Raw genomic sequence first — 18,125 nt, 5'->3', positions numbered from 1 at the left:
GAGGGCCTGGATGGGATGGGAACAAGTTATACATTATAAAATATAATCTGTAGATAAGAAGTTGGAACGACGTTCACGCACAATGGCACCGATCATATCCTTGTTCTCAGGCTGATCCTTGGCCGCTACAAGGGTACGTATGGAAAAGGCACGCAGCGCGTCGGAGACGGAAAGAGTCCCCACGGCAGAATCCTTTCTTCCGGTAAAAGGAAAAATATCGGGGCCGCGCTGGCACTGACTGTTGATGTTGACCCTACAGACCTGGTTGACAAGCGGATCGATCAGCGCAGAAAGCTGCTTTCGATCGCGGCCGAACAGGCTTACCTGCTGTCCGTAGGGTGATTCAACCATATAGCGAATGGGATCTTCAATATTTTTAAACGGGACCACAGGGATTACAGGGCCAAACTGTTCTTCGTGATACACCCGCATCCGTTCGTTCACCGGGTACAATAACGCAGGATAGAAGAAGGTGCCATTGACCATGCCCCCCGCCTCGTTGATCACCTCGGCACCTTCACGCTCCGCGTCTTTGACCAGCTCCGTCAGATAACCGGTCTTATCCGTTTCCGGCAGCGGCGTCAGGGAGACAGCGCATTCCCAAGGCATGCCGAATCCAAGATTGCCGATGGCCCGGCTGAATAGTTTCAGAAATTCATCCACCACGTTTTCATGCACAAAAATAATTTTAATCCCAGTACAGCGTTGGCCATTAAAAGCAAGTGAACCGGCAATACATTCATCTACAGCCAGCCTCAGATGTGCATCGGGCAAAACAATTGCCGGATTTTTTGCTTCCAGCCCCAGCGAGACCCGCAAACGGTGCGGCCGCGGATGAGCCTTCTGAAGCGTATCAGCCGCTTTGCTGCTGCCGATGAAAGCCAGGACATCCACTTTGCCCGAGGCCATCAGCGGAGGAGTTATCTGCCGACCGGCGCCATAAAGAGTATTGACAACACCCGGCGGGAAGGAATCCCTGAATGCTCGCAAGAGCGGCTGAAAGAGCAGTACCCCATGGCGTGGAGGCTTCACGATGGTGGTATTACCCATGATCAGCGCCGGAAGCAGTGTAGTAAAGGTTTCATTGAGCGGGTAATTGTACGGTCCCATGCTGAGTGCCACCCCCAGGGGAGCCCTGCGGATTTGTCCAATGATGCCCTGCTCGATCACAAAACGCGAGGAGACACGATCAAGCTCCTTGAGAGCGTCGATAGTATCGACCATGTAATCGATCGTCCGATCGAATTCCTTCCGTGATTCCACAAGCGGCTTGCCAATCTCCCACATGAGAAGCTTGACGACCTCGTCCCGCGTTTCCTTCATTCGCCAGATAAACTCCTGAACATGTGTGATGCGGTCGGCCACAGACATGGTCGGCCAGAGTCCGCGTCCACTGTCATAGGCTGTCACCGCAGCATCCAGAGCCGCCATTGCCTCCTTTTCTCCCATCAGCGGAAAACTTCCTAAAACCTGGCGAACCGCGCCCCCTGAAGTGGCAAAACAGACAGGAGACAGCACCTCCTGCACCTCTCCCTTCCAGGCAAGTATTTCTCCATTCAAAAGATAATCGGTCTGATGCAGCGGAACGGCTGTTGGCCTCGCATCGGAAGGAACAGCATCCGCAGCCGGAAAAATGCGTGCTATACGGTCTGATATGGACATGACATCTCCTTGTCGGGCAAGTGCGCTGTAACTCCTTTTCGCACAGGGCTTCCCCCCTCCCAACCTCCCCCCGCTTGGGGGAGGAGCGTGTTCCCTCCCCTGGAGGGGGAGGGCTAGGGAGGGGGTTTTAGATGTTACTCAAAGTAGCGCCTGATTCTAAACCCCTATCTCAACTATTTCAGCAAGTAGGACATCTTTTGAGCTGCTCGGATACTTTTCGGAAATGGAAACCGTAAATGGCGTAGGTGATGGAAAGGGGGAAAAGGCGCGGCTTGCGAATAAGAGTCCAGGCGAGCAGCTTCCAGAAGTGAACTCGTTCCCGGCCGATGATCCCAAGAAACAGCATTGATTTGAAAAAAGCCCCAAGGTAACCGTGCTGCACGCGAAAAGGTCCCTTGGGCTGGGGCCGGTACTCCTTAAGCAGCTGAATTACCCGCCGGTAGAACTGTCCGGGTGAATAGATGTTATCCAGAATTGCCTGGTACCCGTTGATAAGCCGCTCGGGCGCCATGCGCGGCACGAAATTGAGATCTGCCGAGGTATTGCTCCCACCCCCTTCGCCGATCAAACGCCCTTCCTTTCCCAGCCGCTCGTACAGCCTGGTTCCGCGCATGGCGGAAAGAACCCCGACCATGGCGGTCACAATTCCGCTCTCTTGAATAAACCGTATCTGTTTCTCGAAAATGGAAGGGGGATCGCTGTCAAATCCGACAATGAATCCTCCATGTACCTGAAGGCCAGCCTGCTGAATATGCTTCACCGAGGCGAGCAGATCACGGTTTTTGTTGGGGGACTTGCCGCTCTCCGCCAGTCCATCCTCATGAGGTGTTTCGATACCGATGAAAACCTCTTCAAACCCGGCTCGAACCATCAGCTGCATGAGCTCGTCGTCATCAGCCAGATCAATGGATGCTTCGGTGTAAAAGTAGAAGGGATAATCATTCTGTTCCATCCAGTCGATGAGTGCCGGCAGCGTTTTTTCCTTAAGGCGGTTCCGGTCCCCGATGAAATTATCATCCACGAAAAAAACGGCCCCGCACCATCCCCGCTGATGAAGACTATCAAGTTCGGCAATCAGTTGAGACAGCAATTTGGTCCGGGGAGCGCGTCCGAAAAGCACGGTAATGTCGCAGAACTCGCAGTCAAAGGGGCAGCCCCGGCCATACTGAATATTCATGGCAGCATAGTGACGTGGATCCACCAGCTCCCAGAGCGGAAGCGGAGTTTCAGCCAGGTTGGCGCGACGAGGATCATTGTAGATACGACGCGCCTGATCTTGCCGCAGATCATCAAGAAAGGGCTTGAGATTCACCTCCGCCTCTCCCAGCACCAGATGATCTACCCCGGGGAACTGGTCATGATAAGCAGTGAAGAGGGGCCCTCCCGCAACAATCCTGACATCTGCCGTGTGGCAGCGTTCGATCACCTGGCGCGCCGATTCCTGCTGGACACTCATGGCGCTGATGAAGACATAGTCGGCCCAGGCGATATCAGCATCCTCCAGGGGGTTGACATTCAAATCAACAACTTTTTTCTCCCATTCATCAGGAAGCATCGCCGCAACGGTAAGAAGCCCCAGAGGTGGAAAGCTTGCCTTGCGTGAGATAAATTTGAGTGCGTGGCGAAAACTCCAGAAAGTATCGGGATACCAGGGATAAACCAGAAGAATTTTCATATGATGAACTCCCTCCACGGTCAGTCTCTCCGAATTTAGGTTTGAGTTATGAACTCAGGTTTTTTGTTCTCCAGCCTTTAGGAGGCTGTTGAAAAATCCAGGTTGTTCAAAAATAGTCAGATCGTCGCAACCGGAGAACGCCCCGCGGAGGCAGCCCCCTCTCTATCTCTCCCCCGCTGGGGGAGAGCATGCCTTGCCCTCTCCCTGTGGGAGAGGGATTGGGTGAGGGCCGCAGCGCTACGCCGCACAAGGTGGCTTTCGAGGACGGCGGCGAGATGGCTGTTTTTCAACAACCTTCTAGCGCCTGCGCACTTCCCCACCACCCCTGCCGGGTGAACCTCCATCAGGGACAGACGGCGGAGAAACTGAAACCGGTGGTGGTTCCAACGGCTCCTGTCTGGGCAACGGTGCCTGTCGCGGCAAAGGAACCTGATGGGGCAATGATTTAGATGGCAAGGCGGGAACGGAAGGGGTAGCTGGCGACACCGGAGCATTTCTTTGCCCGCTGGCCCCATCCCTGCCTCTGGTGGTAGAACCGGAACGCTGATCAGGCTGATTTCTGTGAATATTGTTGCGGGGTGCTTTGGTTCGCGGCGCTTGAGCCCGTGAGCCTCCCGATCCAGTTGCCCGCGGAACAGGACGCCCCGGAAGCTGGCGGCGATTACGGGGGGCCTGACCGATCCGGTGTCCACCGTCATGCAGCATACGCCGGTTGATGGTGATAGTACGGTACCTGTTATTGACATAGGTGGTGTTCCTGATGACATAAGGACTGGAACGGCGGACCCACCCTCCCCCATTCCAGCCGTGATAATAGATGCGGCGTCCGTACCAGTCACAATCGCGATTCAGCCAGGAACCAATCGAAAACCCGATACCAAAACTGATCAGGCTATATGATGGATAGGCCGGCTCGTAATATACAACTTGTGGATCATAGACAGGGATGTAGATTCTTTCCGGCTCAGCGGGGTAGATCCTGACATACCCTCCATCATCGACCACCTGGAGCTGAGAGGAAGAAACCAGGTTACCGGCATCACGTGCTTCTGTCCGCAGGGTCTGGATTGCAACCATCACTTCGGCTTGCTGGTTGGCAAATGCCTCGCCCAGAGAAACTGTCCACTCTTCCTGTTGATCCAGCATGTACAGCACATCAGGATAGTGGGCGATCGCCTTGACGCTTACATCCCATGCCTGACCATCTATGGCCGCGCCACCTCCGTACTGCCTGACCAGAATCGCGGCTTCATGTAACTGCTCAATAAATGTTGCTGCCGGCAGGATCTGGGCGATCAACGGATCCGGATAAAGGGCGATCGGTGCCACCAAATCTTCAATCTCGCCGACTGAGTAAAGAACATTTCCGGCTGTTTCGTCATTCAAACCCTGGGCCCAGACCATCTGTAGGGAGAGAGTCAGAAAAATAAATAAACTGGTAAAGGCAAAGATTTTTTTCATAGGATCTCCATGGTATCTGCATCCCTCAAAGTGGGATTGACGCTACCATGAAATAACGGGGAGAGGCAATCAGAAGCCCTCTCCCCGATAAGATTCAACTAATACTGGAAAAAATCAGAATCTGAAACCAACATCAATTGTCGTGATGTATCCGTTCAGCTTTAAATCTTTGCCGCCAAATTCAGGTTCTGCCCAGAGGTATTTTCCTTCCAGACCAACGAAAGTGACGTCGGTGAAGTTGATATTAAAGCCGGCACCCGCATGATAACCAAAGGTGACATCCGTTTCTCCCTTGAAAGCTGAGCTGGTTCTGCGGACATCCGCATCAGATATGTAGGCTCCTATACCGAACAGGCCGTAAGGTTCGAAAACGCCCAGGGGCAGGAGTAATTTACCGGTTGCCACCAGGGGAACGACCCGCAGCATTGCATCGGTTCCGGCAGGAAGAACAGGAGAGTTCTTGCTCTGGAAGTACCCGGCACCCAGTTCAACTGCCATGAAAGGGAAGAAGTAGTGGCCGACCGCAACCTCACCGGTAAAACCGGCCTTTTTCCCGAAGTCGATATCGTCCAGATCGCCCTTGGTGCTGGGAGAGTAGATACCGCCCTTGATCATTATGTAGCTGCCGGTCCTGTCTTTCCAGATGCCGGCCGAACCACCCGGAGCGACATCCCGGGATGTCCCGGACTGACGATCGGTATCGTCCAGGTGCTCCATATCGTCCATGTTGTCCATATCGTCCATATCATTCTGGTTTTCGAGGTCATTGTACAGTGGAGCCCCTGGGGCTGTGTCAGTGCCCGGGGTCGTATCAATTACACCTGGAGTAGTATCTACTGCGCCCGGACTCGTATTAATGCCCGGGGACATATTGATCGAGGGATCCTGCGGATATGCGGAAGGGGAATCGATGATTACCTCATCCGCCTGATATTCCTGAGCCAAAGATACTGTCGGCACAATGCCTATCAGTGCCGCAGAAAAAATAAGTGAGACTGCTGAAATAATACGTGTCGTTTTCATGGTTTCTCCTTGTGCGTGAGATATCTCCGGAAAGAGAAGGTTTCTGATGAAATTGATAATTCCAAGTACCATGCCAGAGCAGCCAGTCACGCGCATGCCTCCATAGACCTGAAATTACGTTGATTTCTAACCGAAGCATTAATTCGCCATCAGAAGCCGCCACGGTATCCGCCATATTCAACAGAATCCGTCACATACAGTGGAGCAGCAGAAGAAAAGAAATTATGCACTCCCTTCTTCAGCTCTCATTCGAACACGAGTAACGCAGGCATGCCCCTTTTCATGTTCGTGGTTTTTTCCAGCCTGATCCGCCACGAGCTTGCTTTGAAGCCAATCTGTTAATGCACCGCAGCCATCTGTGCATTCGGGAAGATACTCATGGTCCGTGTAATCGAAGTCCATTGCATGCTCCTTATAAGCTGAGGCCGAACCGATTTGAGTTTGAGTAGAGGTTTGACCTGCAGAAAATTGAAAGGACATTGGCATCACAGCGAAGTCAAGTATTGCAGCTATCCCTCTCCCACGAGGGGAGAGGGACTTGGGATGGTGTCAATCAGCGGAAATATTCGCGTGCCACATCACTGAGCGCATTGACAATAGGCTGTGCATAGCGGCTCGGCTGACTGCGGCTCTTGGTCATGGAGGCAATTGTAAGCCCGATACCAAGACCGGCCCCGGCGGCAATCAATGCCACTTTGCCGGGATTTTCGCGGCTGTAGTTAAGGGCCTTGTCATACGTACCGCTCAACTCGGTTGATGTCTTCTGATAAGCCTGGCTTACCGCCTGTTTTGTCTTGCCGTAGAGCTGAGAACTGCGCTCGCTGAGGTCCTGCTGACTGGAGCTACTGACAGATTCACCCGGCATTGTCTGTTTCGGATTTTTAAACTGATCTGTTTCCATGTTTTCCTCCGTTCATAGTGGTTGATGACTCCCCAGTGTGCCTGGTGAGAAGGATGAAGGTGTATTGTATTCCGAGACTTTGGCTCGTGGTTGTGGCGATTCCACGAGACCCGGTTCGTTCAACACCCCTTCGGTGACTGCATTTTGAAGCCAGCGTGTTGCCATCTTACTGGCAAGGGCAAGCATGGCCATTTTGACAACCCCCTGGTTTCCGGTTTTGGCAACCGATCCGGCTGCCGCATCCAAAAGCTTCTGCAAAGGGGGTGTACGCTGCTTGTACATTCCGGAAACCAGAAAACCGGCACCAGCGGCGGCCCCCAGAGCGAGATAGGGCGACCGCCTTATGTACCCACGCCATTCCAGTTTCTGATGAATGAGGTCTCCGATCTGATCAACGGTATCGGCAAGTACCTCACGCTCCGCAATAATATCCTGACGTATTTCCTCGGCACTGCGATGGGTATTATTTTTTACGTTCATGTCATCTCTTTCAGCCATTTCTTGGTCTCCTTCAGCGTCTCGATTGTCTGTTGAGGCGCAAGGTGCGATTTTTTAAGCAGCCCCAAGCCCACGAAGGCAATAATGGCTGCGATGACAACAAGTGCAATGCCGGTGACAAGTGCCGCTATGGCGGGTGACATTACCGATGCAAGCCCGATAATAATTGCGGCACAGAAGGCCAGGAGCGCGATAAAGGCAATCAGGCCCCCTATCGCCATCAACATTACTCCAGTGCTAATTGACTTAAGAGCTTCACGCACTTCCTGTTTAGCCAGTTCAATCTCATTCCTCACCAGAGTGGCCGAGTTATGAGCTACCTGGGTCAGCAATTCGCTTATCGATTCCCGTTGCATCGCAATCCCCTTTGCAGGTTCTTCAACCTGAACATCAATTTTAAAGATGTATGCGATTGGCGGTCTGTTTACCTGCGCCTCAGTAGAATACCGACAAAAAGTCCGGCAGCTCCTGCCATAAGCAGGCTGCGACCCGGATTCTGGCTGACGTAGTCCCTGATTTTGATATCGGTCTTGGCACAGTCATATTCACGCACACGTTCCGAAGAATTTTCCAGCCAGTCGGAAGCCTTCTTCGCATAGCGGGCCATTCCTGGTTGCGCGTCCGGGGCAAAAGCCTTTTCATCCAGTTTGACTGCTGTGGTATGCAGCGTGTCTGCAATGACATCCCGGATTTTGTCCAGCTTGCACGGTGTCTCGCCAATCGCGGCATCAATGGTGCTGCCGCTGCCCAGCCTCACATTCTCTGTTTCCATAGCTCACCCCCAGATCTGAAATTCAACAACAAAAACAAGTTAAATCGGCATGGAGATCGCGGCTGCGGTTGGTAGTGGCCGTTCATTTTTTACGAAGCTCCATAACCGGATGCTCCCCGGCGATTTCCTGCCGATACTCGCTGCCGTTTACTTTACGGTTGCGGCTGATGACATCCTCGCTCGGCACCTCACCGCTGTTAAGTATCTGCTGGCAGGCTGCATAGCGCGGATTTTCCGGAAGCTTGTCAGGCGACCCGATCTGGGTTTCAAAGGCGTTCCAGGTAACCTGCGTTTCCAAAATCTGACGCACGTACTCGATCTGTGATGAAAATTTCAGCGGTTCAGGAAACTTGGCCGGAACCACCTGTTCGGGTTCGACTCCCATTGTTCGGGAAACCTCGGCGATTGACTGAAGATGGGTTAACTCCATGCCAAGATGCAATTCCCAGATCTGTTTCACCTTATTGTCCCGTTCCTCGTTGAGGAACGACCAATACAACCAGCACTCGTTGTATTCATGCAGAAGCGCACTCTCAATCCATGAGGTGCTCGGATCGAGCAGCGATTCATACTGGGTGACATGCTGCTCCTCGATCATGCCGATTTCCTGGTACAGCCCCCTGCCCACCTCGTCTTTCTGCGTATTGCCAAGGTTCATGTAAAAATTCATGGTCTGTTGTTCACCAGCCATGAGTGTCAGAATGTAGAGCTTGGTCAACGGATCGGAGGTATGGCGGCTGGTCGGCTTGCGGACATCGTCAAAGGGATGGCGGTGCTCCTTGATAGTTGGACGACCCGGCGTTATTTCCGTATATCGCCCTACCAGCTGTTCCGCTTTTAGTCCCTGGGTCATTTGAAGGAGATTTGAATAACGGTAGAGATGGTCAAAATCTTCCAGCAGGCCAAAATCAAAAACCTGCTTAACGTATTGGTCAGGAACATGCGCTGCCAGAAATGCGGTCAGATCGACAGCAACCTGCTCATAGCCGATGGTTGTTTCAAGAGGAGTCTCATCACCGGGTGAAAGCCAGTTGATGGCCTTCTGCTGCTGCTGCTCCACTCTCCTTGTCATGGCTAGCTGCTGCTTCAGTTTTTGATCCGAAAGATTACGGGCAAACTGATGGGAAAAAATAGCTCCCTCCACCTCGATGCCATTCATCAGAATTATTCGCGCCCTGGTATAGGGATGAACTTCATTCTTATTATAAGGCTTCACATTCAGCTCAGACCAGGGTCGAAGCTGCTTGTCAATCGGAATGCCGCGTTCCTTGAATGGGTTTAGACTCATAGAAATCTCCTCTGTGAGTTGGATTTGTCCTCAGGTAACTTTTTCCTCACTCTGTGCGCCAATATCACGCGCGCCCGTACGCTCCATTATCTCTTTGGCTTTTTTCTTCCATTCGGAATCGTCTGAATGAACGGAAAGCAGGATGCCACCCTCTTTGAGCCGCCCCTCATAACGTTTGGCTTCATATTCGGGCATTCCCATTCCGATCAGCGCTCCTGCCACTCCACCAACCACTCCGCCTGCTCCGGCCCCTGCCAGTGCTGCCATGATAGGGCCAGCGGCAATGAATGGGCCTGCACCGGGGATTGCCAGCATGCCGATGCCGGCCAGCCAGCCTAAGCCGCCACCAAGTATTGCACCGGTTCCTGCCCCGGCCGTAGCTCCTTCAGGAGCCTTAGTCTCTTTTTGATGAGCGAATTCCTTTGTTCCCTGGGTATCGGGAAACAGCACCGAAATATCGGAGTTCCTGAATCCAGCATCCTTGAGTGTGTCCACTGCTGTTTCCAGCATTCTGCGATCTGTATAAATTCCGTACACGGCTATATTTTTCATGTGTTGTTTCTCCATTAATTTTTCTCAGGGGCTATCTGAATTTCATTGGTCACCCTGTCTTTGCCGGCCATCTGTACCGCTATCGCCTCGATGGCATTTCTTTCCTTCTCGGACCTGACCGGACCTTTGAGAGTCACCGTGCCATCCTGAGTAACAATCTTCACATTGCGGGCATAGCTTGAAAGTTCGGGATTCCTGGTCACTGCCCGCCTGATCCTCTGGCTGACCATACGGTCCGCAGGCTTCTCCCGCTGTTTGTCGGCAGTAGCCTCTCCTCTGGAGCTTTCCCTGCGATTCACCTTGGTGTTATCAGCATCTTCCTTTATGACTTCCGCCGGACGTTTTGTCGGGTCCTGTTGCTGTGCCCTGCCCTGCGTCGTAACGGAGAGCAGCACCGCTCCGACGAACATGACTGCACATATGGATATTCTTCTCGACATGAGGCCGTCCCTTTTGATCTGTGGATTTCCCTCCCTTAAAAGCGAGGGAAATTGTGCAGTTGCTGACTATTTAACGACAAGTGAGTTCGCAACCGAAACAACACCAGGTACTGAACGGGCGACTTCTCCCGCTTTCTGAACAGTCTGCTGGGAATCAACAAAACCGCTCAGCTGCACCTGACCCTGGTACGTTTTGACGGCAATCTGAAAAACCTTCAGGGTCGGCTCCTCAAATATTGCGGATTTAACCTTGGTGGTAATAACCGAGTCATCAAGAACCTCCCCTGCGGTTCGATCTTTTGCAGGTTCATTCTTTGGAGTAGACGCACATCCAACAAAACCTGTTGCGAGAGTCAGGCAGACCATAAGTTTTACAATGGAATTTAATTTCAGCATGGGATTCTCCTTTCATGGTGGCGCACACGGCCGAGCTAAAAAAAAGGCCGGGAGCCTGAAGAAGGCGAATCAACCCCCAGCCACATTAATATAAAGTCCTTAGCAGCAAGCATGCCGACTTTTTGAATCAAAGTTTTCCTTAAAAAAACAGTAACTTGATCCAAAACAGTGACTAGGAGTTGAAACAACTATTTTAACCTCCGCTGAAACTCTTAAAATTTAAGCTGTAATAACAGCTACTTATAGATTGTCGTTTTTTTGCCACGGCAAAAAATTACACCCGTTTTTCCTGCTATTCACTGCTGATTTTCTCAAGCCTCCTGTTAACTTCCTGCCAGTTCACATTATTCCAGAATGCCTCGACGAATTTGGGCCTTTCATTTTTATAATCAAGGTAGTAGGCATGTTCCCAGACATCGATGACCAGCAGAATGCCGAACATGGGATACACATTGGTGTTGTGTTTCTCCACCTGCATGACAAGCGGTCTCCGGGTCAGCTTGCAGTAGGTGAGCGCTGCCCAACCCGAGCCCTCGGCGCTGATGGCGGTCTGGGAGAACTGCTTCTTGAAATTGTCGAATGAACCAAACTCCTGATCAATAAGAGCTGCCGCTGCTCCCGACGGATTACCGCCCCCCTTGGAAGTCGGAGCCAGATTTTTCCAGAACAGCGAATGAAGCAGATGCCCACCAATGTGGAAAGAAAGCTCCTTATAGGTAGCCTTGGTATCGAACTCCCGGGGTTCGGCTTTCATTTTATCCAGTTTCTGAAGAATGGCATTGGCGCCATTCACATAAGAGGCATGGTGCTTGTCGTGATGCAACTTCAGTAAATCCTCGGAAATGAACGGCGCCAATTCTCCATAGCCATATTCAAGTTCAGGCAGTACATATTGCTTTTGATTCTCCATGCATCACTCTCCTGTAAATTTATTATGAGGCCCGCAGCTCCGGGTTCCTGATCATTTTCATCGTCTCGCGCATAAATGCAGGCAGATCGCCTGGTTCGCGGGATGTGACCAGGTTTCGGTCAACCACAACTTCAGTATCTTCATAGAGCGCTCCGGCACCTTTCAGTTCTTCCGCCACGCTGCCGTAGCATGTGGCATGGCGTCCCTTGAGGAGCCCTGCGCTCACAAGAATTTGCGGACCATGACAAATGGCTGCTACCGGACGGTTTTGCTCCATAAAGCTGCGTGCGATTTCCAAAGCCTTTGCCTCTTTGCGCACGCTCTCCGGCGCCTTGCCTCCCGGGAGCACCAGCAGATCATAATTGTCACCGCTGATCTCGCTCAGATGCCTGTCCACGGCTACCTCATAGCCATGTTTTCCTGTTATGCGCCCATGTTTCATTGAAGCGACATGAACGGTACATCCTGCTTCCTTGAATCGATAGTAAGGAACCAGCAATTCCGTATCTTCAAAGTTGTCAGCACTTATCATGAGTACATTCATTCCTGCACCTCTCTCATAATGGATTACGTCCCTGGATGATGCGTACCAGCACCATGATTATGGCGATTACGAGCAAAATGTGGATAAGACCTCCAACCGTATAGGATGTAACCATTCCCAGCAACCACAGCACGATCAGGATTACAGCTATTGTCCACAGCATGGAATCACCCCCTTTAGCAACAGAACTATTCATTCGGACAGTTCCTGATATGTCCACCCAAGGTAGTTCCAACAATCATGCCAGAAAGGTAAGATCAGCGTGGGGAGCCAAAGACCTTGCTTTATAGATATTTGCTTCAACAGGTATTTAAGTTTGGGGAGAAAGCCGTTAAAAACGGCCATCGAATGCAACGGAACCGTTGCATATGAAGAGGTGGAAAGAAGAGCGGTAAAAGAGGTTTATTAGAAAGGTCCCCTTTAGGCCTTTTGGGCCTTTGAAGGGAGATGGGGGGATTTGCCGTTTTCGGAGGATTAGAAGGCTGTTTGAAAAACTCAGGTTGTTCAAAAATAGTCAGATCGTCGCACCCGCAGGAAGCCCCGCGGAGACAGCCCCCTCTCTATCTCTCCCCCGCTGGGGGAGAGCATGCCTTGCCCTCTCCCTGTGGGAGAGGGATTGGGTGAGGGCCGCAGCGCTACGTCGCACAAGAGGGCGACCGAGGACGGCGGCGAGATGGCTGTTTTTCAACAACCTGCTAAAAGTGGCCCGGCTTGAAAATAGTTTTCGTTTCATCTCCCGGCAGCCCGCGACCGCAACAGTATCCCTGCACCAGATCGCAGCCCAGCTCTTCAAGAATGGCGAGTTGATCAGAATGCTCGACACCTTCAGCAATAGTCTGCATGCCCAGCTCGCGGGCCATTGATATGATAACCTTCACTATCGAATAGGACTTGGGGTCACGGGCGATATCCCTGATAAAGGAGACATCTATCTTCAGGTTATTAAGCGGCAGGCGAGCCAGATAGCTGAGAGAGGAATAGCCGGTGCCGAAATCATCGATGGAGAGTCGAAGGCCAAGTGCGCGCAGCTGTTCAAAAATTCGCCTGGTATACTCTACGTCGCTGACAAAGATGTTCTCAGTAATTTCAATCGTCAGGAGATCTGTTTCAATTTTTGACTGTTCCAGGTGCCCCTTGATCCGCTCCACCAGGTTTTCCTGTCGGAACTGGGAGGGAGAGAGATTGACCGATACCGGCACAATATCAAATCCCGCCTCACGCCATTCCGCAAGCTGACGGCAGGCTGTCTGGATGACCCAGTCACCCACCTTTACAATCAGACCTGTTTCCTCAAGTACATGAATGAAATCTCCAGGCGGCAGAAGACCTTTTCCGGGCCTGTTCCACCTGATCAGCGCCTCCATCCCTTTTAACAGACCGGTCTTGATGTCGAAATAACGCTGGTAGTGAAGTACGAATTCCTTATTGGCCACGGCATGGTACAAATCCCGTTCCATGGCCAGAAAATCCCCAGCCATGATGTTCATATCAGATGTATAAAAGCGGTAGCTGTTTCCGCGTTGTTCCTTGGCCTTGAACAAAGCCGACTCTGCACACTGCATGAGGCGTTTTGAATCATTGCTGTCCGAAGGACTGACTGCAATCCCCATGCTGAAGCCGATGATGATCTCTTCATCGTTGCACAGGTAGGGAGTGGAGAGTACGGTGAACACCCGTTCGATGACAAGTATGGCATCCCGCATGGCATCGATTTCATTTAAAAGCAGACTGAATGAATTCCCGCCATACCTGGCGACCGTGTCACCGGGCCGAACCGTCGTGCTCAGCCTCTTGGCCATCTCCTGCAGCATTTCATCCCCAACCAGCACCCCATAGGTCTCATTGATGTACTTGAACCGCTGAGGGTCGACGATTGCCACCACTACTTGCCTGCTACCCGAAGTGGGAATGGAAAGGGTCTGGTGGAGACGGTCGAAGAAAAGTGTCCGGTTGGCAAGACCGGTAAGGACGTCATTGTAAGCGAGGTAATCCAGACGCTCCTCCATCCGCCGTCGTTCGCTGATGTCCTTGCCTGTTGCCACAAAACTCGCAATTGCGTCCTTATCGTTCAAAAGAGGGGTAATGGTTTGGTCCAGGTAGAAAAAGGTACCATCTTTTTTCCTGTTGATGATGATGGAGCGAAACACCTGACCGGACAGGATCGTGTTCCACATTTCCCGGAAGAAGCCGGCATCCTGTTTGTCTGACCTGAACATCCTCGGATTGTTGCCCAGAATTTCCTGGCGGCCATAACCGGATATCTCCTGCACAGCGCTGTTGACGTACTCGATATTCCCCGCGACGTCGGTAATCAGTACCCAGTCCTCCCCGGTCTCAACCGCGGCCCACAGCTTGTTCCGCTCATCTTCGGCCTGTCTTCGTGCCGTAATATCGTTGATCATCACCAGGGCGCCGACATGATCCCCATTGTCATCGAAAAGTTGGCGGGTAGCCATGGTGGCCCATCGGGGTGAGCCGTCCCTGTGCTTGAAAATGATTTCGGAAGTGCCGGCAGTTGAAGATTCCTGCCGCAGCAGCGTTGATGCCGTCTCCCGAGAGTCTTCGTCGAGAAATTCAAGAAAGGGCTCATTCATCATTTCGATGACACCGTAGCCCAGCATCTCTGCCATTCTACGATTGACGAACATAGTGGCACCTTCCAGATCAATCGTCAGGATACCTTCCTGGGTCGTCTCAACGATCTGACGATGCATTTCTTCACTTTTTGCCAGAGCCTCCTGAGCCTGCCTGCGTGCAGCCCGCTCACCCGACTCTTCAAACGCCCTGCGAATCACCGGACCAAGTCGGGAAAGACGATGTTTCAGCACATAATCGGTTGCTCCCAGTTTCAGTGTCTCAATGGCATGTTCCTCTCCCAAAGTGCCACTGATGAACACAAACGGAATATCCGGTGCCTGGTTCTGCGCAATCCGCAGCGCCTCCAGCCCATTGAAGGCAGGCAGCGCATAATCGGAAAGAATCAGGTCGGGCTTGAAGGCGGCGATGGCGTCTATGAATGCCGTCCTGCTGTCCACCCTCTCAAGCTGGCACTTTATCCCTTCGCGGCGCAGCTCCAGCAGGATCAGTTCGGTATCGGTGGGAACATCTTCAAGATTCAGAATACGGATGACAGAAACCATGGAAGTAACCTGCTCCTCACTGCTTTAACAGGCTGTTGAAAAACAGCCATCTCGCCGCCATCCTCGAAAGCCACCTTGTGCGACGTAGCGCTGCTACGTCTCCGCGGGGCTTCCTGCGGGTGCGACGATCTGACTTCTGAGTAACTTCAACATAACCTACTGAAATCACATAAGCGGCACTACTGAAGTTACTCTGCGAAAAATCGGCCCCGAAGGGGGCGTAGGTCGTTATTTTTGAACAACCTGAGTTTCATCAGCCTCTTGATACTACCTGAATCCGTAACGCCAGAGCGCTGGAACGCAAGGGATGCCGGAGTCGATCGTCGCATGCCCTGCAAAACGATGATTGTGCCGGATGTCATGGATAAGCTTCATTGAGCACCAGCCAGTAGAGCCCCAACTGCCGTACTGCGTCTGCAAAGCTGTCGAATGAAACCGGTTTGCGCACATAACTGTTGGCGCCCAGATCATAACTTCTGATCACATCTTCCTGCTCGCGGGAAGATGTCAGTATCACGACCGGCAGATGTTTAAGCCTTTCATCTCCCCTGATGCGCCGCAGCACCCCCAATCCATCAATCTTGGGAAGTTTGAGATCCAGCAGCACCACTGCCGGCACATCGTTCACATCACGGCCAAGATGCTCTCCCGTACCGAACAGATAATCCAGCGCCGCCGCGCCATCCCGCATGACGATCATTTCGTTCTTGAACTCGGCTTTTTTGAAGGCTCGCATTACCAGCAATTCATCGTCGGGATTATCTTCAACCAAAAGAACTCTTCGTTCGCTCATAACAACTCCAAACAACCTGTCAAGGTTGGCCCGTCCCCAGAGTGAAATGAAAGATCGCTCCCACATCCGGCTCTCCTGTGGCCCATATTCTACCGCCATGGCGATTGATAACGCGCAGAACGGTTGCCAGGCCGATGCCGGTTCCCGAAAACTCATGAGCGCCATGCAGACGCTGGAACGGTTGGAACAGATTGTCCGCATAATCGGGGTTGAAACCTGCTCCGTTGTCTTTGACAAAGTAGACTGTTTCCCCATTCTGACCCGACTCGGAGCCAAACTCGATACGGGGTGATTCCCGCTTTGAGGAAAATTTACAGGCATTGCCCAGCAGATTGGCAAGTGCAACTTTTAAAAGGGGAGCATCGCCGAACCCGATCATGCCGGGCCTGATGATGAACTCCGCCCTGATGTCCGGATCCTGTTCCCTGAGCTCATCGACTATTTTTTCCGCCAACTCCGTGAGATTCACCGCGCCCAGGTGCATTTCTGTGCGAGACAGGCGTGACAACATCAGCAACTGGTCGATAAGCGCACCCATGTTCTGGGATGCTGCACGAATCCGCTGCAGATAATTTTGCCCCTCCTGGTCAAGCTGACTGCCATAATCTTCGAGCAGGGCCTGGCTGAATCCATCCATGGCACGTAAAGGTGCGCGCAGGTCATGGGACACCGAATACGAGAAGGATTCCAGCTCCCGGTTGATCACACCCATCTGGTCTGCGTGCTGCAGCAGTGTCACGTTAAGTTCTTTGATCCGGGCCTCCCCCAGCTTGGCCTGGGTTACATCCCTGATCACGGCAAATGCAAGAGTCTCTTCATTGATCTCAATAAAGCTGAGCATGATATCCACCGGGATTTCGACACCTTGACGGGTACGACCGAAGAGATCCAGTCCCACCCCCATGTGACGCGTACGGGGATCATCGAAATATCCCCGCCGGTAGTTCCGGTGATGTTTGCGGAATCTTTTCGGAATCAGCACTTCGACATGCCGGCCGATCAGTTCATCACGCCGGTAATCGAAAAACATTTCAGTCTGCCTGTTCACTTTGCGGATCACCCCATGTTTGTCCACCACCACCGTGGCATCCGGAGCGTTCTCGAAGAGTTTTTCAAGCAGAGTCAGATTATTCTCGTTATTTTCTGGCATTGAAGAATTATAGCAGATCTTTTTGTTTCAGAGACTGGGTTTTAAATGGAGGTTGAACAGCCTGGTTGGCACCCAGGAGTAAAACTACTAAGGGTTTTAATTTGACTGGAACGTTGCACTTGTTTAAACTATGTCTAAACAAAGTGAAAGAAGGAGTACAAATATGGCACAAGTAGAAGCAATTCTTGATCTGAAACAATGGGGCAATAATCTGGGGGTACGCCTGCCGGTTAACGTCGCTCGTGCAGCTCACCTGCACATCGATCAACGGGTTCGTGTTGCCGTAGAGGAAGGACATGTGGTCATTACTCCGCTTGTCGATACTCCTCTAACGCTTGAACAGCGTCTTGCCCGGTTTGATCCCGTAAAACATGGCGGCGAAGTAATGGTAACCGACGAACCGTTGGGGGCTGAAAAATGGTAGCGCCTGCAAAACCGTCTATTATAGACAAGCGGGCCTGGGTTCCGGAGCGACAGGAGATCATCTGGATCAACTGCAACCCCCAAGCAGGTAATGAAATGCGCGATTTGCATCCGTTTCTTGTGCTGTCTCCGCGTATATTTAACGAACGCACATCATTGGTTATTGGACTACCCATGACAACCGCGGAATACAATGCCGACAACCCTTTTGCTGTTGCTGTCGGAAATGCGCGGGGCAAAAAATCTGAAAAAACCAGCTACGTTCTCTGCCATCAGCCCAAATCCTTTGACTGGCGCTGCCGCAAAGCATCGCCTCACCCGCTCAAACGCCTGCCGGATCTTCAGTTTTCCGAGGTCTGCACCCTTCTGAACCAGATTGTGCAGTTTGCTTAGCTCCACTGCATTCTTCCCCCTCCCTAGCCCTTGTATATTCAGAGGTAGAGGGTATGGTTTTCCTTAACAACGGTGCACGGGACATGGCAGCACGACTGCCCTCT

Annotated in this window: 21 protein-coding genes; 2 read left to right on the top strand and 19 right to left on the bottom strand. The window is 52.0% G+C overall.

Annotated features, from left to right (window positions below; translation table 11 throughout):
- Positions 1–33: 33 nt before the first annotated feature.
- The 19 genes from KJB30_RS13900 to KJB30_RS13810 form a co-directional block, all read right to left on the bottom strand.
- Positions 34–1,662, bottom strand: a complete 1,629-nt coding sequence (locus KJB30_RS13900; RefSeq protein WP_214300351.1) for an NADP-dependent glyceraldehyde-3-phosphate dehydrogenase — start codon at positions 1,660–1,662, stop codon at positions 34–36.
- Between the two features lie 178 nt (positions 1,663–1,840).
- Entirely contained in the window at positions 1,841–3,337 is a 1,497-nt protein-coding gene (locus tag KJB30_RS13895) for a B12-binding domain-containing radical SAM protein (protein WP_214300349.1), read from the bottom strand.
- A 297-nt stretch (positions 3,338–3,634) separates the two neighbouring features.
- Positions 3,635–4,798: a DUF3300 domain-containing protein gene (locus tag KJB30_RS13890; protein WP_214300347.1), complete on the bottom strand. Its 1,164-nt coding sequence runs from the start codon at positions 4,796–4,798 to the stop codon at positions 3,635–3,637.
- A gap of 114 nt (positions 4,799–4,912) precedes the next feature.
- Complete coding sequence (locus KJB30_RS13885; protein WP_214300345.1) at positions 4,913–5,821, bottom strand: outer membrane beta-barrel protein; 909 nt, start codon at positions 5,819–5,821, stop codon at positions 4,913–4,915.
- A 222-nt stretch (positions 5,822–6,043) separates the two neighbouring features.
- On the bottom strand, positions 6,044–6,223 hold the full coding sequence (locus KJB30_RS13880; RefSeq protein ID WP_214300344.1) for a hypothetical protein: 180 nt from the start codon (positions 6,221–6,223) through the stop codon (positions 6,044–6,046).
- Positions 6,224–6,374: 151 nt separating this feature from the next.
- Positions 6,375–6,722 (bottom strand): hypothetical protein, encoded by a 348-nt coding sequence (locus tag KJB30_RS13875; protein WP_214300343.1) that lies wholly within the window; start codon positions 6,720–6,722, stop codon positions 6,375–6,377.
- A 12-nt stretch (positions 6,723–6,734) separates the two neighbouring features.
- Positions 6,735–7,220: a DUF3618 domain-containing protein gene (locus tag KJB30_RS13870; protein ID WP_214300342.1), complete on the bottom strand. Its 486-nt coding sequence runs from the start codon at positions 7,218–7,220 to the stop codon at positions 6,735–6,737.
- Complete coding sequence (locus tag KJB30_RS13865) at positions 7,199–7,576, bottom strand: phage holin family protein (protein ID WP_214300341.1); 378 nt, start codon at positions 7,574–7,576, stop codon at positions 7,199–7,201. The genes KJB30_RS13870 and KJB30_RS13865 overlap by 22 nt, the downstream gene beginning before the upstream one ends.
- 68 nt (positions 7,577–7,644) lie before the next feature.
- A complete protein-coding gene (locus KJB30_RS13860; protein ID WP_214300340.1) occupies positions 7,645–7,992 on the bottom strand; it encodes a DUF883 C-terminal domain-containing protein in 348 nt (115 codons plus the stop codon).
- Positions 7,993–8,074: 82 nt separating this feature from the next.
- Complete coding sequence (locus KJB30_RS13855; protein ID WP_214300339.1) at positions 8,075–9,280, bottom strand: hypothetical protein; 1,206 nt, start codon at positions 9,278–9,280, stop codon at positions 8,075–8,077.
- 30 nt (positions 9,281–9,310) lie between these two features.
- Positions 9,311–9,832 carry a quinol:electron acceptor oxidoreductase subunit ActD gene (locus KJB30_RS13850; RefSeq protein ID WP_214300337.1) on the bottom strand — a complete coding sequence of 174 codons (522 nt, stop codon included), beginning with the start codon at positions 9,830–9,832 and terminating at the stop codon, positions 9,311–9,313.
- 14 nt (positions 9,833–9,846) lie between these two features.
- Positions 9,847–10,272 (bottom strand): BON domain-containing protein, encoded by a 426-nt coding sequence (locus KJB30_RS13845; protein WP_214300336.1) that lies wholly within the window; start codon positions 10,270–10,272, stop codon positions 9,847–9,849.
- A 66-nt stretch (positions 10,273–10,338) separates the two neighbouring features.
- Positions 10,339–10,668 carry a BON domain-containing protein gene (locus tag KJB30_RS13840; protein ID WP_214300335.1) on the bottom strand — a complete coding sequence of 110 codons (330 nt, stop codon included), beginning with the start codon at positions 10,666–10,668 and terminating at the stop codon, positions 10,339–10,341.
- Positions 10,669–10,960: 292 nt separating this feature from the next.
- Positions 10,961–11,578 carry a superoxide dismutase gene (locus KJB30_RS13835; RefSeq protein WP_214300334.1) on the bottom strand — a complete coding sequence of 206 codons (618 nt, stop codon included), beginning with the start codon at positions 11,576–11,578 and terminating at the stop codon, positions 10,961–10,963.
- A gap of 22 nt (positions 11,579–11,600) precedes the next feature.
- Positions 11,601–12,122 (bottom strand): type 1 glutamine amidotransferase domain-containing protein, encoded by a 522-nt coding sequence (locus tag KJB30_RS13830; protein ID WP_214300332.1) that lies wholly within the window; start codon positions 12,120–12,122, stop codon positions 11,601–11,603.
- A gap of 13 nt (positions 12,123–12,135) precedes the next feature.
- The gene (locus KJB30_RS13825; RefSeq protein WP_281415652.1) at positions 12,136–12,318 is read right to left on the bottom strand and encodes a lmo0937 family membrane protein; all 183 of its coding nucleotides are present in this window, start codon (positions 12,316–12,318) and stop codon (positions 12,136–12,138) included.
- A gap of 499 nt (positions 12,319–12,817) precedes the next feature.
- Positions 12,818–15,262, bottom strand: coding sequence for an EAL domain-containing protein (locus KJB30_RS13820; protein WP_214300330.1), 2,445 nt, complete (start codon positions 15,260–15,262; stop codon positions 12,818–12,820).
- 358 nt (positions 15,263–15,620) lie between these two features.
- Positions 15,621–16,055 carry a response regulator gene (locus KJB30_RS13815; protein ID WP_214300328.1) on the bottom strand — a complete coding sequence of 145 codons (435 nt, stop codon included), beginning with the start codon at positions 16,053–16,055 and terminating at the stop codon, positions 15,621–15,623.
- 19 nt (positions 16,056–16,074) lie between these two features.
- Entirely contained in the window at positions 16,075–17,205 is a 1,131-nt protein-coding gene (locus tag KJB30_RS13810; protein WP_214300326.1) for a sensor histidine kinase, read from the bottom strand.
- Between the two features lie 163 nt (positions 17,206–17,368).
- Here KJB30_RS13810 and KJB30_RS13805 point away from each other — a divergent pair, with 163 nt between their 5' ends.
- The gene (locus KJB30_RS13805) at positions 17,369–17,629 is read left to right on the top strand and encodes an AbrB/MazE/SpoVT family DNA-binding domain-containing protein (RefSeq protein ID WP_214300324.1); all 261 of its coding nucleotides are present in this window, start codon (positions 17,369–17,371) and stop codon (positions 17,627–17,629) included.
- Positions 17,623–18,021 carry a type II toxin-antitoxin system PemK/MazF family toxin gene (locus KJB30_RS13800; RefSeq protein WP_214300314.1) on the top strand — a complete coding sequence of 133 codons (399 nt, stop codon included), beginning with the start codon at positions 17,623–17,625 and terminating at the stop codon, positions 18,019–18,021. Before KJB30_RS13805 ends, KJB30_RS13800 begins: the two co-directional genes overlap by 7 nt.
- The last annotated feature ends 104 nt before the right edge of the window (positions 18,022–18,125 follow it).

The sequence above is a fragment of the Pelotalea chapellei genome, assembly GCF_018531195.1.
Taxonomy (GTDB): Bacteria; Desulfobacterota; Desulfuromonadia; order Geobacterales; family Pseudopelobacteraceae; genus Pelotalea; species Pelotalea chapellei.
Note: the sequence above shows the minus strand (reverse complement) of the source record. Positions and strands in the feature narration are given on the sequence as shown.